Genomic DNA, 15450 nt, shown 5'->3' on the forward strand with positions numbered 1-15450 from the left:
GTTGTGTGACAAATGTTGCAGTGTGGCATTGCGTACTGAGTAAAGGTGCTGCTATGAGTGTGATAAATATAAGCAATCAAGATAAATCACAAATTATCGGTGAAGCTGTGACGTATTCGGATTCGCAATCTCAAATTTTTGCTGACCTTGCAAATTCGCAGTATGCAAAGGCGCAGGATAGTCAGGTAATTAAGGGCGAAAAGTGGCGAATTACAGTTATTACAGATTCGCTGTTGCGTCTTGAGTGGAGTGACGATGGAGAGTTTGTTGACAATCCTACGCAAACTGTGATTTGTCGCAATTTTGCTCAGAAGAGCGCGTATGCTCAGCCACAATTTAGTGCGCATAAAAACGAAAATGGATGGCTGGAAGTAGAAACTGAAAAGCTTCACCTTACTTATAGCTGCGAAGCTTTTAGCAAAGAAGGCTTAAGTATTGTTGTGCGCGGAGTGCCATGTACGCAGTTTAATACGTGGCATTATGGCGACGATTGCCCGGGAAATCTTCTTGGAACTTTTAGAACTTTGGATCAGGCGAACGGCCCAGTAAAGCTCGATAAAGGCATACTTTCGCGCGATGGATGGTCTATTTTAGATGATTCTGCAACTTGCGAAATTGCTCCGGCTGAGGAAATAAATGGCAAATCAAACCCGTATGGGGCTTGGGTTAAGTCGCGTGCGCACAAGGTTAGTGAGCAAGCTGGAAGATATAAAGACTTGTATTTCTTCGGCTACGGACACCACTACATTCAAGCAATTCAAGACTTTTATAAGCTCACAGGTGCTCAGCCGCTGCTTCCACGTTTTGCGCTAAGCAATTGGTGGAGCAGATACTATCGCTACTATCAAGACGAATATTTGCAATTGCATAATCGTTTTAAGCGCGAAGGCATACCTTTCAGTGCAGCTGTTATTGACATGGATTGGCATGTTACGGATGTTGATGCAAAATATGGTTCCGGTTGGACTGGTTACACGTGGAATGAGGAACTTTTCCCGGATCATCGCGCTTTTTTGCGTAAACTTAACGCTGCTGGCTTGGCTCCAACTTTGAACTTGCATCCGCGCGACGGCGTGCGTGCGTTTGAAAAAGATTATCCGCAAGTTGCGCGAGAGATGGGAATTGATCCTGCAAGCGGTGAAGCTGTGGAATTTGATTTAACAAATCCGCAATTTGTTGAAGCTTACTTCAATATGCATCATCGTATGGAAGATGAAGGCGTGCGATTTTGGTGGATTGACTGGCAGCAGGGAGGCGTGACGCGCGAGCCTGGTTTGGATCCTCTTTGGATGCTAAATCACATGCATTATGAGGATGCTGCGCGCGACGGACGCTGGCCGCTTACATTCTCTCGTTATGCTGGGCCTGGTTCGCATCGCTACCCAGTTGGATTCTCGGGAGATACCGTTACTACTTGGGATTCGCTTGCTTTCCAAACTTACTTTACTGCTACAGCTTCCAATATTGGCTACGGATGGTGGAGCCACGATATTGGCGGACACATGCTTGGCGTTAGAAATAACGAGCTGGAAGCGCGATGGTACGCTTTCGGCGCGTTTAGTCCTATTAATCGTTTGCACTCGACTTGTTCGCCGTTTGCTGGAAAAGAGCCGTGGAATTTCCCTCCGGAAACTCGCGAAGCAATGGTGAAAATGCTTCGTTTGCGCGCGGAACTTTTGCCATACGTTTATACGATGAATTATCGCGCAGCTTTTGAGGGCAGACCGATTGTTGAGCCAATGTACTGGCAGTCGCCGGAAGTTGGCATGGCTTACGAAATTCCTAACGAATACCGTTTTGGAAGTGAGCTTATAGTAGCGCCGATTGTTTCGCCTAATGATGCGGCTGCTTTGCGCGGATGTGCTGGAGTTTGGTTGCCGGAAGGTGATTGGTACGATTTATTTGACGGGCGCAGGTATGTGTCTCGCGGCTTGAATGGTCGCAGATTTGAAGCATGGCGCTCGCTTGATCGCGTGCCTGCTTTTGCGTGTGCTGGAGCAATTGTGCCTCTGCAAGTTTTGCCGGAAGTTGCAGATTGCGAGCGTAGTGCTGATGCTGCTGAATCTGTTAATAGTATTGAAAATCCTCGTAGTTTGCGCGTGCTCGCTTTCCCTGGAGCTGACGGCGAGTTCGTAATGCGAGAAGATAACGGTGACTTTGCTGCAGCGTCTGCTGGGAATACTGCCAACACGTGTATGAATTTTGTGTGGCGAGACGGCAATGGTTCTTCGCAATTCATTATTTCAGGCATTGCCGGGGAAGATACTGCCGTAAAATCTGTGCCGCAAAAACGCAACTGGAATGTTGTATTTAGAGGAGTTGCTTGCACAGATTTTGCTCACGTGCGCGTGTTTGTGGGGAGCCAAGAGCTTAACGCAAGCGAGTTTGCGATTTCTTACGAAGGTGAAGAGTCGGCTTTGAGTTTGTCGGTTTCTGTAAAAGACGTGCCGGCTCGTTCGGAAGTTCGCGTAATTGTTGACGGCGGATTGCAAGTTGCTGCCGATCCTAAAGTTGGTGACGCTTACCGATTCCTGCTTCAAGCGCAAGTGCCGTACCGCGGTAAGGAAATGGCTTTTGATGCAGTGAGCGAGGCTGGCGGAAGTGCAGGCGCTATTGCTGCAATCTCAACTCTTGAATACGAAAACGAATCGGAAGCAGAAAAGTATCGCAACAATGTTGATATGCTTAACGCTTACGCAACTGATCAGCCTTCCGTAGTGAAGTGGGCGCAATGGCGTTGCACTCTGCCTGTTTCTGTGAAGCACGCGCTTGAGGAGATTTTGCTGCGCTCGGTTGAGTGATTTAATCTGCGTTAGTAACGAAAAAACGGAGTTATACATTGCCTGCGCAACGCGACGACCTGCCTGAGCGATGCGATTTAGCGCGCGAAGGCAACTCGGAGCGGAAACTCGCTTAAGTTGGGAGTCCAGTGGACTTCCAACGCGAGTTTCGTAAGCGAGCGCGTAATCCGCGCGAGCGCTGACTGCGTCGGTAACAAAAATTGCTTAGTTTCACAGCTTGACATACCGGATAAATTAACAGATTTTCTGTAGAAGTGTTAAAATGCTGCACGGTAGTGTGATGAAATTCACATAATTTTGTTACATCTACCTGCAGCATTTGCATATTGCTAAGTTAGCAATATTGAAACGTTCTGCATTTGTAATTCTTGAAAGTCAAGGTTACACCGCGGGAGCCTGTTCTACACAGGCTGAGAGGGCGAAAGCCGACCGTAAACCTGATGCGGGTAATGCCGCCGTAGGGAAGGAGTATATATGCGAAATATTCGTATTATTGGTGCAGGTATTATTGGTTTAGCAACAGCGTGGAGACTTACGGAAGCTGGCGTAAAAGTTAGCATAATTGATCCAGATCCAGTCTCCGGCGCTTCTCACCATGCCGCCGGCATGCTAGCTCCTACCGCAGAAATGCAATATCAGCAAGAAGCGTTGTATCCTCTTATGTTTGAGTCTGCAACTATGTATAAGGAATTGGTTGATTCGGTTGCAAAGTACACCGATAAGCCAACTGGCTACTTAGAGTGCGGCTCTTACGTAATCGGTGGTGACGCTGCAGATAACGAGCACGTGAACGAGTTGCTAAACTTGCAGCACCGTTATGGACGTAGAGCTGAGCATATTTCTGTGAGTAAGCTTCGTGAAATTGAGCCTGCGCTTTCGCCGACGATTGCAGGCGCTGTAAGCGTGCCGGACGACCATCAAATCAACCCTCGTCTTTTCACTGCAGCAATGATTGATGCACTTGAAAAGCGCGGTGTTGTTATTGAGCGTCGCGCAAGCACTCCAGACGATTTGGGTCCAGACACAGTTTTGGCATCCGGCTTGGGTGCTAAGGATATGCTTCCTCAGCTTAAGCTTCGCGCTGTGTGGGGCGATATGATTCGTATGACTATTCCAGAGCCTTTGCGTCCAATTTTGAGCTCTGTGGTTCGTGGATTTGTGCATGACCGTCCAGTTTATTTGGTGCCTCGCGCTAAAGAAACAGGCGAGCTTGTGCTCGGCGCTACTTCTCGTGAAGACGATCGCGATATTCCAAAGGTCGGTGGCGTGCTTGACTTGCTTCGCGATGCCGCAAGTGTGCTTCCTGGCATTCAGGAATGCTCGATTACTGAGGTTACTGCTGGCGGTCGTCCTGGAACTCCAGATGATTTGCCATTCATTGGCATTGATCCTAAGACGCACACCACGATTTCCACCGGTTACTTCCGTCACGGCATTTTGCTCACAGCTTTGGGCTCTTCTTTGACTACAAAGCTTGTGCTTGAGCAAGAGTTAACTGAGAAGGAAAAGGGCTTCTTGGAGAGCTGCAATCCTGCACGCTTCTAATCGCTAATTTCAGTGAATTCGCTAGATTTCGCCGCGAATTGTGTGAAGTGTTCCAATATAGACGTAAGTGTGATGCAGAAAGTACTTTTAGTAATTCAGCTTTTAGTTAGTAAAGGTTAGATTATGCAAATCGTAGTCAATGGTGAAACTGTTGAAGTGCAAGACGGATTGACTGTTGCTCAGCTTATTGCGCAACGTTATGGTTCGGATGCAGGACCTGGTATAGCGGTCGCAATTGGCGACGATGTGCTTTCTCGCGCGCAATGGGAATCAGCAGTCATATGTGATGGGAATCAAGTCGAAATTCTTAGCGCAGTTCAAGGCGGCTGAAACACCACAAAATTAAGCGTGAAATTAGTGCRMWTAATTATTTAAWWYAATGTCATCCAACTTCTAAACGCGAACCATAAGTTTGGGTTAAAACGAAGCGTGCTGTCTTCACGTCCTGTAACAAACCAACTGAGTACAGCGATAGCAATAGAAGCAAATAGCAATACTGCTACAAGTAAGCGTATTGTGTAAGCAATAGTTTTTTTATGTAAAGAATTTTCTGATTGCAAGGTGGATGCATATTCTAAAAGCAAGCTAATTCCAATTGCGGCAGCTATAGCAAAAGACCACGCAAAATCAGCAATATATCTCCATCCGATACCAGCTTTTAAGCTGTCAAAAACAATAAGAACAAGCCCAACTATTATAGCTATTACGCTTGTTTGCCAAGCAATATGCGTGCGGCAGCGTTTTTTCATAATAAATACGCATATTATGCCAACTAATGCCAATGGTGAAAGTGTAAACATTCCGCCAATCATAGGCTCTGCGTATTGCCAACGGTCAAATGCGATAGGCTGAATACCAATCCAAGGAAAAGTTGGAATAAAACGCAAAGGTAGCGCAATATAGCTGAAAATAGACGGTAAAATATTTTGTGACGGCAAACGCATAGTCGTCATGTCAGTAATAGTTATTTGATACTCATTGCCAAAATTTAACGGTGAGCCAAAGCGCAAAAGATTATAAATGCCAAATGGAATTGCAGTAATTACGCATGGCAGTATCCAAGCTGCAAAATATTTAAAAGGCTTATGCCATGAAGAAACTTGTTTCCAGTTGCGCAAAATATTTGGTAAATCTTTTTCTATATGCGAATAAATTGCAGGAAGTGCAAAAAGAACAGCTATAGAAAAAGTAGGTCTACATCCTAAATTTAATGCAATAAAGAAAGAGCCTAAAACAATATTTAGCAAAGAGTGTGTTTTATTAAAACCTAGGTAGCACCACAATCCAAGAGATGTGAAGAAAAGTGAGGCTGCCATAGGTACGGAATAAAATGACGTTCTAAACCACAAATACACTGTATTTGAAGTAATGAAGAATAAAGCAAGAACGATGGATGTCGTTCCTAAAGATACTTTTTTTGAAGTCTGCTCAATAATTCGAATAACCAATAGGGAACCTGCGATAAGAAAACCAATTAAGAATGTTATCGTAGCTACTGTTGTTGGAAGCATAGAGCCTTCAGGAGTCCATAGTCTTGAAATAATGCGATAAGGCAAAAATAGCAATATTGCTGGAAGAACTCCGAAGTAGGAATACCAGTGACCTTTGTAGTATGCGTAATCCCAATACATATGTTGTACTGAGTGGTTTAACAAATTATTTCTAGCCGTAGGATCGTAAGGATTTTGCAAGTGTTCTAACTCATTAGGAACAGGAAGATTTAAATGCACTTGACCTTTTAACAATGCGTCTGCAGTGTGAGCATATTGATCAAAATCATATGCATAATTACCGTTTGTGTAAAAATGCATAGGAGTTGCGTTTCGTAAATTCCAAAAAATAGTTATTAACCCAACAGCAATAAATGGAAGAAGAGAAGCAGCAAAGCAGCAACGTTGAATAAGACTATGAGTGTTGAGTTTAATTTTCCAAAGCTTGGACCAAGGATTCCAAAGCGTAACAAGAAATGCAAAAATAGCAAGTATTAATACGCGACCCCATGACCACCTAAAAGGCACTCGAACGTTTGCTCTTGAGTCTTCAATATTCAATATTGATCCTATTGGATGTTGCAGCCACACTCTAACAATGCAAGATTTTCCTACTGCTTGTTTTGGAAGTTTAAGCAAAGATGGGTTTAGAGAAGCAGTGTTTGTGCTTTGAGGTTTGCTTAAGTATTTGTTTGCTTCAACTAAAACATTGATGTTTGAAATAAGATTATTATTTTTGCTTTTCTTTTTAATAATCGCAGGCTCTAAGCGAATATAAGGCGAACTTCCATCGGATGTTACTTCTAAATATGCTTCTGAAGGATCCGTTATAAGAATGCCGCCGGAAGCTAAGCGTCTAATTCCAGAACCTATATCGTTGTGTGCAGAAATGCTATCTGTGCTTCCTGTAACACTGCTCCAAAATGGCAGATTTCCAATAGAACATTCAAATAAGGTTATAAGAATTATTACGATGAATGGTATTCGCAAAAAATGTAGCGTACGTTTTATGCAATGTTTGTCAATTTGATTGCTTATACGACTGTTGTCACTATTTGCCGTATTTGGCAAAGTCTTAGACGCGTACGTTGAAATCACTGCTTAACCATTCTATTGCACAATTCAAGTAATTCAGTTCAACATTTTACTCTTCGGCAACTAAATCGAGATATTCGTCATTCCACAAGTCTTCGTCGCCATCAGGCATGAGTAGCACTCGCTCAGGTTGTAAGGCTTGAACTGCACCCTCATCGTGTGTAACAAGAACAATTGCTCCCTCATACTTTGCAATAGCTTTAAGTATTTCATCTCGAGATGCTGGGTCTAAGTTGTTAGTAGGTTCGTCTAGTAGTAGCACATTGGCCTTGGAAGTGACTAGTGTTGCAAGTGCTAGACGCGTTTTTTCGCCACCTGAAAGCACTCTTGCAGGCTTCATTGCGTCGTCGCCGGAAAACAGGAAGCTGCCAAGCATAGAACGTGCTTGCGTGTCATCCAGGTTTGGTGCAACATGCTGAAGGTTTTCCAAAACTGTAGAATCCAAGTCTAATGTATCGTGTTCCTGTGCAAAATAACCGATTTTGCATCCGTGTCCGTATTGAACTTCACCAGTATCTGCTGTTTCTTCTCCTGCCAAAATGCGTAATGTTGTTGTTTTTCCAGCACCGTTATAGCCTAGAATGACAACGCGTGAACCTTTGTCTATAGCAAGATTAATTCCAGCGAAAACAATATTAGAACCATACGCTTTGGAAATATCTTTTGCCATAATTGGAGTTTTTCCGCATGCAGCTGGTTCTGGAAAACGAATATCTGCAACTTTTTCTTGTTTTTGAGCTTCACTTGTTTCGCTTAATAGGCGTTCAGCTCTTCGCATCATGTTTTGAGCAGCAACTGCTTTTGTAGCTTTAGCATGCAAGCGAATGCCTTGTTTCATAAGGCGTTCAGCTTTCTTTTCTGCAACTTCTCGTTCGCGACGACGTCTTTCTTCGTCTACTACGCGCTGATGCAAGTATGCTTTCCAACCCATTGAGTACATGTCTATTTTTGCAAGTTGCGCATCTAAATGCCATACTTTGTTGACTACTTCGTCTAGTAATTCTGTGGAGTGAGAAATTACTAGGAATCCGCCTTCAAATCGTTTAAGATAATTGCGCAACCATATTATTGAGTCTGCGTCTAAGTGGTTTGTAGGCTCATCGAGAATTAATGTATCTGCGTCAGAAAACAGAATTCTAGCAAGTTCTATGCGGCGACGTTGACCACCTGAAAGTGTTCCTAAAGCTTGTTGCATAACTTCTTGTGGAAGTCCCAAGCTTGTTGCCATCGATATTGCTTCAGATTGCACTGAATAACCGCCTGCTTTTTCAAAATCTTGCATTGCTTTGTCGTAGCGGTTCATAGCTTTAGTCATTATGTCTGGATCTGGATCTGTCATTTCTTTTTCCGCTTTGCGAATACGCGAAACGATAGAAGCAATATCTCGAGCACTCATAATGCGATCTATAACACTTTGCTCTGGGTCTGCTGCGTGCGTGTCTTGAGGTAAGTAGCCTAAACCTCCACTAACTCTAACCGAGCCTCCTGCTGGCAGCATGTCTCCTGTAATAACGCGAGTAAGCGTAGTTTTGCCTGCGCCGTTTCTGCCGACTAAACCGATCTTATCTCCCTTTGTGACGTGAAAATCGGTAGGATTTAACAGCGTTCGCGCACCAATCTGAATGGTTAAAGCTTGTGCGTCAATAGGCATAATGTCTGTTCCGTTCCCCAAAATTTAGGCTGTTAGTATTTATTACTTATAAAAGTCATAACCAAACTCACCATTATACTGCTTACTGGTAACGAATACAGCATGTGGTTGATAGTCAAATACTTTACTTTTTCGAACACTTGTTCTATAATTTTCTTGTTAGTAATAAAATTGGGTATTGGTTGGGAATATTCAAGTGATTATGGGGAAGTGTGGAGGTAATTGTGTCAAAACAGGCGAATGAACAAAATGACTCGTTGCAAGAATTGCTTGATAATGCTCCTATGAGCGCTAACAACGGTACTTTTATAGCTGATTTATCTAGTATTCCTTCTGAATGGAAAATAACTATCCAGGGTGCTAGAGAGCATAATCTAAAAAATGTAAGTTTATCGATTCCTAGGAATCGTATGGTTGTTTTTACTGGTCTTTCTGGATCTGGTAAGTCCTCGCTTGCGTTTGATACGCTTTTTGCAGAAGGTCAGCGACGCTATGTTGAGTCGCTTAGTGCTTATGCTCGCCAATTTTTAGGACGTATGGATAAGCCTGATGTTGATTTTATTGAGGGCCTAAGTCCTGCTGTTTCTATTGATCAAAAAACTACGAATCGTAATCCTCGTTCTACTGTTGGAACTATTACAGAAATATATGATTATTTGCGATTATTGTTTGCTAGGATTGGTGTGCCTCACTGTCCTGAATGTGGTCAAATAGTAAGCTCTCAAACTCCTCAGCAAATGACTGATTCGTTGCTTGCTATGCCAGAACGTACGAGGTTACAAATTCTTGCTCCAGTAGTTCGTGGTCGTAAAGGAGAATTTAAAGACACGCTTGAGCTTTTGCGCTCAGATGGTTATGCTCGTGCGATTATTGACGGACAAATGCATGAGCTTTCTGAAGATATTACTCTTACTAAACAGAAGAAACATACAATTGAAGTAGTAGTAGATCGTTTAGTTATTAAAGATGGCATTCGTGTTCGATTAACTGATTCGATTGAAACAGCATTAAAACTATCTAAGGGAGTAGTAATTGCTGATTTTGTTGACGAACCAGAAGACTCACAAACGCGTCGTAAATCATTTTCGGAGCATCGCGCATGCCCAAATAATCATCAATTAGAGCTTGATGAGATTGAGCCTAGAACATTTTCATTCAATGCTCCTTATGGTGCTTGCTCTGAATGTTCTGGCATTGGATACAATCTCGAAATTGATCCTGAACTTGTTATCCCAGACCCAGACAAATCTCTTGCGCAGGGAGCTATTGAGCCGTGGGCAATGAATAAGTCAGCTGGAATGTATTATCAGCACATACTTTCAGGACTTGCTAAAGATTTGCATTTTGATATGAATACTCCGTGGAAGGATCTAGCGGAAGACGTTAAACATGACATCATGTATGGTCATGATTTCACAGTTCAAGTTTCCTACACAAATAGGTGGGGGCGTCAGCGTGAATATTCTACTGGCTTTGAAGGTGTAGTTCGTACGCTTATGCGCAAACATGACGAAACTGATTCTGATCAAATGCGTCAATATTATGAGTCGTATATGCGTGAAGTTCCATGCCAAAAATGTAATGGAAAGCGTTTACGTCCAGAAGTTCTTGCAGTTACAGTATCTAATACTTCCATAGCTGAAGTTTGCGATATGCCAGTAGAGCGAAGTCTAGCATGGGTAAATGCTTTGCATTTGGATGGTTCTCAAGCAGTAATTGCAACAGAAATATTAAAAGAGATTCGTGCTCGACTTGGTTTTTTGAACGATGTGGGTTTAAGCTATCTCACTCTTTCAAGAGCTGCAAAAACTTTGTCTGGTGGAGAGGCTCAACGTATTCGTTTAGCTACTCAAATTGGATCAGGTTTAGTTGGTGTTATGTACGTGCTTGATGAGCCGTCTATTGGATTGCATCAAAGAGATAATGAGCGTTTGATTGCAACATTGCATCATCTGCGAAATCTTGGTAATACGCTTATTGTTGTCGAGCATGATGAAGATACTATTCGTCAGTCCGATTGGCTTGTTGATATTGGTCCAGAAGCTGGCGAGCATGGAGGAGAAGTAGTATATTCAGGTCCGTCTGATGGAATTATTAAAGCTCAGCGTTCAATTACTGGAGATTATATTGCTCACAGACGCTCAATAGATGTGCCAAAACAACGTCGTAGTGTAGACGAAAATCGTATGCTCCATATAATTAATGCCCATGAGCATAATTTAAAAAATATTGATGTAAGCATACCTTTGGGAGTATTCACATGCATAACGGGTGTATCTGGATCTGGTAAATCAACACTTATAAACTCAATTTTATATCCTGTTCTTGCAGACAAACTAAATGGTGCTCGAATTGTTCCAGGAAAGCACAAACGTATTGATGGTATTGAGCTTTGTGACAAAGTAGTGCATGTCGATCAGAATCCTATAGGAAGAACTCCTCGTTCTAATCCAGCAACTTACACTGGTGTTTGGGATAAAATACGTTCATTGTTTGCTCAGACTCCAGAAGCAAAAGTTCGTGGCTATGGTCCTGGTCGCTTCTCGTTTAATGTTAAAGGAGGCAGATGTGAAGCATGCCATGGCGACGGTACTTTAAAAATAGAAATGAACTTTTTGCCTGACGTATACGTAGAGTGTGAAGTTTGTCATGGTAAACGTTATAACCGTGAAACTTTGGAAGTTACATATAACGGAAAGTCTATTGCAGATGTTCTTAATATGCCTATTTGTGAAGCTGCAATATTTTTCAAAGCATATCCTTCTATTTCTCGATATTTAGATACTTTAGTAAAAGTTGGCTTGGGCTATATTCGTCTTGGTCAAAGCGCAACAACGCTTTCTGGCGGTGAGTCTCAACGAGTAAAGCTTGCTACAGAGCTGCAGAGAAGATCTACTGGTAAAACAGTTTATATTCTTGATGAACCTACTACTGGACTGCATTTTGAAGATGTTAGGAAACTTCTAGCGGTTTTGCAATCTCTTGTAGATAAAGGCAACAGTGTTATTGTAATTGAACATAATCTTGATGTTGTGAAATCTGCAGATTGGATTATTGATTTAGGTCCAGAAGGAGGAGATAAAGGCGGAACCTTAGTTGCAGAAGGTAGTCCTGAGAGCGTAGCGCGTAATGGCGAGAGTTGGACAGGTAAATTCCTTAAGCAAATGTTACATTAAGCGTTCAAAAAAGTTACCGATCTGTAATTTGCTGAACTGAGAAATTTACTCGACAAATCTTATGAATAGTTGCATAAATCTTGTTTAGGAAAGGAGGTGAAAATGAAAGATAATGATCTTAATAAAAATTCTTATAAAGCATATGATTTGCAAGAAGAAAATAGGATGAGAGATAGTGAAAAATGGCGTAAAACGCAAGCAATAATAGATGAACAGTTTTCGAAAGATTCATCATTTGATGATGAAAGAGTAAATGCATTAGGAGCTCCATTGCTTGGTGATACCCGTGATTTATTCCGTCCAGCTTCTCGTGATATTCCAGCGCAACCTGGAGTATACAAGTGGCGTGATGGCGAGGGGCGAGTTATTTACGTTGGAAAAGCAAAAAATTTACGCAATCGTTTAGCGAATTATTTTCAACCTCTTTACCAACTTCATCCTAGAACTCAATCTATGGTTCTTACAGCTCGCAGTTTGGAATGGACTGTTGTAAGCACTGAATTTGAGGCTCTTACACTTGAATATACTTGGATTAAAGCTTTTAATCCTAGGTTTAATGTAGTTTTTCGTGACGATAAAACATATCCTTATGTTGCAGTTTCGCTAGAGGAAACTTTTCCAAGAGTATGGATTACTAGAAATCGTAGTGCGCGGCATGCTAGATATTTTGGTCCGTATGCAAAAGTGTGGCCTCTTCGTCATAGTTTAGATTCTTTACTTAAAACTTTTCCTATTCGCACATGCTCATCCTCTGTTTTTAGCAAAGCTCATAGGACTGGTAGACCTTGCTTATTTGCTTCGATTGGTAAATGTTCAGCTCCTTGTATAGGAAACATAGATCCTAGCGAACATCGCAAGATGGTAGAACATGTAGTTGGCATACTTACAGGCAGTGTTGGAGAGTCTTATATTTCACAAATTAAGAATGAGATGAAAGAAGCAAGTGAAGAGCTAGAATTTGAGCGTGCAGCTAAATTGCGTGACGAAATTGCTGTTTTGAACACTATTTTGCAACAAAATGCAGTTGTGTTTGACAATGATGTAGAAGCAGATGTTTTTGGATTCTGCGGAGATGAGCTTGAAGCGTCAATTCATGTATTTTTTGTCAGAGCTGGAATGATTCGTGGAGAGAAAAATTGGTCGGTAGAACGAAATGAGCATATCAGTGACAGTGATCTTATAGCTGATTTATTAACTCGCGTATACGCAGAATATGAGCAAAATTACACACAAAACCATGAAGATACTATTAGCATTAAGAAAGTTCGCGACGCTGTTAGCTCTACGCAGCAAGCTACTGCAACTGATGTAATATTGCGAGCGCAAGCTACTAAAACTCGTCGTGAACGTCAAGAGAGAACAGGTCGTGAGGATTTACTTGCTCCTATTTCGCCTGTTCCTCGTGAGATTATAGTTCCAATTAAAATTTCTGATGAACGTAAGCAAGAGCTTGAATTGTGGCTTAGCAATATTCGTGGTTCTCAAGTAAGTATTAGAGTTGCAGAGCGCGGAGAAAAACGTGCTCTTATGGATCGTGCAAACGATAATGCTAGTCAGGAATTGAAACGAATAAAATCTAGCCGTATTAACAGCATAGATATGAGAACAGAAGCTATGAACGAAATAGCAAAAGCGCTTGGAATGAGTAAATCTCCTTTGCGAATTGAATGTTATGATATTTCAAATACAGTTGATGGCAGTTATCAAGTTGCTTCTATGGTTGTTTTTGAAGATGGTGTTGCTCGTCCTAGTGAGTACCGTCATTTTGCGGTTCGAGGTGAACATGGTGATGGTAAAATAGATGATTTAAGTGCTGTTTATGAAACATTATTGCGAAGGTTTAAGCATAAAGATGTTTATGCAGAAAATAGGCTTGATGCATCAGATTCATCAGATACATCAGATACATCAGATACATCTGACTCATCTGATATTAATATTTGCGATGCTAACAGTATTTCTAATAAGCATTTTTCAGGTAATTCATTGACTAGTGCGCGGCATTTTGCTTATAAACCTCAATTAATTATTGTCGATGGAGGAAAAGAACAAGCAAAAGCTGCTAAAAGAGCTATGAGAGATGCTGGCGTAAGTGATATTACTGTTTGTGGTTTAGCTAAGAAGCTTGAAGAAGTGTGGCTTCCTGACGAAGATTATCCAATCATTTTTAAGAGAAGCTCAGAAGGATTGTATTTATTGCAGCGTGCTAGAGACGAGTCTCATCGTTTTGCTATTTCGTATCATCGTAAATTGCGAAGAAAAGGTTCATTGCATTCTACTTTTGATGCAATTCCTGGAATTGGAGCAGTGTATCGCAAGCGTTTGCTTGCATCTTTTGGTTCAATAAAATCTTTGAAAAATGCTTCATTAGAAGATTTGCAAAAAGTACCTGGAATTGGCGAGAATAAAGCAAAAGCTATATACAGTGCTTTGCGTAAAAATAATGATAAATAGCTTTTGAATTACTATGAGTCTTACTATGAGTCGTAACTCGTCAGCATAAGGCACTAGCCTAAGAAGTATGTCTCAGGAAATTGAAATTGGTTTGGGCAAAAAAGCCCGAGTTGCATATTCGCTTGACGATATTGCTATTGTTCCTTCGCGCCGCTCGCGTGATCCTCAAGCTGTATCTACTTCATGGCAAGTAGATGCTTACACGTTTGATATCCCAATTATTGCTGCTCCGATGGATTCTGTTACTAGCCCGGATACTGCGATTGCAATTGGTCAAATGGGTGGTCTTGGAGTTCTTGATCTAGAAGGTTTATGGACTCGATATGAGAATCCAGAACCTTTGTTAAAAGAAATAGCTGAGATGCCGTCAAATATTGCAACCCGCCGCATTCAGGAGATTTATACTGAGCCAATCAAACCAGAATTGATTGCAAAGCGTTTGCATACAATCAGAGATGCTGGAGTGACAGTAGCAGGAGCTCTTTCTCCACAACGCACGCAAGAATTATATAACACTGTGCTAGAAGCTGGTGTTGATTTATTTGTGATTCGCGGAACAGCAGTATCTGCGGAACATGTTTCTAAAGATCATGAACCTCTTGATTTAAAGAAGTTTATTTACGATCTCGATGTCCCTGTTATTGTTGGAGGTTGCGCGGATTATACTTCTGCTCTTCATTTGATGAGAACTGGAGCTGCAGGTATTTTAGTCGGATTTGGCGGCGGAGCAGTATCCGCAACAATGAATACTTTAGGTGTGCAAGCACCTATGGCTACTGCCATTGCGGATGTTGCTGAAGCTCGTAGGGATTATATGGATGAATCCGGCGGTCGTTACGTGCAAATTATTGCTGATGGAGGAATGGGTAATTCCGGCAGCTTTATTAAGGCTCTTGCAGTTGGAGCTGATGCAGTTATGCTTGGTACTCCATTAGCTCGCGCAACTGAGGCTCCTGGTCATGGCACTCATTGGGGTGCTGAGGCTCGCCATTCATCACTTCCTCGTGGCATGCGCTCAAATGTTGGCACTGTGGCTCCGTTAGAAAATATTCTTTTCGGTCCAAGTCATGAAGCAGATGGTACTACAAACTTTGTTGGTGCATTGCGCAGAACAATGGCTTCTACAGGTTATGTTGATGTTAAGAGCTTCCAGCGTTGCAACGTAGTATTTAACCCATTCCATCAGGATATTCGTTAGTGTTATAAGTATGATGCTTATTGCATAAAATATGGCGGTT

Annotated in this window: 8 protein-coding genes and 1 riboswitch; of the genes, 6 read left to right on the top strand and 2 right to left on the bottom strand. The window is 42.0% G+C overall.

The window, feature by feature from the left end:
• Positions 1-53: 53 nt before the first annotated feature.
• The 3 genes from A5294_RS00260 to thiS all read left to right on the top strand — a co-directional run bounded on the left by A5294_RS00260 (position 54) and on the right by thiS (position 4676).
• Complete coding sequence (locus tag A5294_RS00260; protein ID WP_231880159.1) at positions 54-2801, top strand: TIM-barrel domain-containing protein; 2748 nt, start codon at positions 54-56, stop codon at positions 2799-2801.
• A 378-nt stretch (positions 2802-3179) separates the two neighbouring features.
• Positions 3180-3283: riboswitch (TPP riboswitch) on the top strand.
• Positions 3276-4346, top strand: a complete 1071-nt coding sequence (gene thiO, locus A5294_RS00265; protein ID WP_004104781.1) for a glycine oxidase ThiO — start codon at positions 3276-3278, stop codon at positions 4344-4346. Its footprint overlaps the riboswitch before it by 8 nt.
• Positions 4347-4469: 123 nt before the next feature.
• Positions 4470-4676 carry a sulfur carrier protein ThiS gene (gene thiS, locus A5294_RS00270; protein ID WP_004104778.1) on the top strand — a complete coding sequence of 69 codons (207 nt, stop codon included), beginning with the start codon at positions 4470-4472 and terminating at the stop codon, positions 4674-4676.
• A gap of 41 nt (positions 4677-4717) precedes the next feature.
• On the opposite strand, the gene A5294_RS00275 is transcribed toward thiS, so the two are convergent.
• Positions 4718-6874 carry a hypothetical protein gene (locus A5294_RS00275; protein ID WP_064340173.1) on the bottom strand — a complete coding sequence of 719 codons (2157 nt, stop codon included), beginning with the start codon at positions 6872-6874 and terminating at the stop codon, positions 4718-4720.
• Positions 6875-6980: 106 nt separating this feature from the next.
• On the bottom strand, positions 6981-8582 hold the full coding sequence (locus A5294_RS00280; protein ID WP_012914200.1) for an ABC-F family ATP-binding cassette domain-containing protein: 1602 nt from the start codon (positions 8580-8582) through the stop codon (positions 6981-6983).
• 284 nt (positions 8583-8866) lie between these two features.
• On the opposite strand from A5294_RS00280, the gene uvrA reads away from it, so the two are divergent.
• The 3 genes from uvrA to A5294_RS00295 all read left to right on the top strand — a co-directional run bounded on the left by uvrA (position 8867) and on the right by A5294_RS00295 (position 15410).
• Positions 8867-11758 (top strand): excinuclease ABC subunit UvrA, encoded by a 2892-nt coding sequence (uvrA, locus tag A5294_RS00285; protein ID WP_231880160.1) that lies wholly within the window; start codon positions 8867-8869, stop codon positions 11756-11758.
• 102 nt (positions 11759-11860) lie between these two features.
• Complete coding sequence (gene uvrC / locus A5294_RS00290) at positions 11861-14212, top strand: excinuclease ABC subunit UvrC (protein WP_082851854.1); 2352 nt, start codon at positions 11861-11863, stop codon at positions 14210-14212.
• A 67-nt stretch (positions 14213-14279) separates the two neighbouring features.
• Positions 14280-15410, top strand: a complete 1131-nt coding sequence (locus A5294_RS00295) for a GuaB3 family IMP dehydrogenase-related protein (protein WP_004106592.1) — start codon at positions 14280-14282, stop codon at positions 15408-15410.
• Positions 15411-15450: the final 40 nt, after the last annotated feature.

Source organism: Gardnerella sp. 30-4 (assembly GCF_001641215.1).
Lineage (GTDB): Bacteria > Actinomycetota > Actinomycetes > Actinomycetales > Bifidobacteriaceae > Bifidobacterium > Bifidobacterium leopoldii.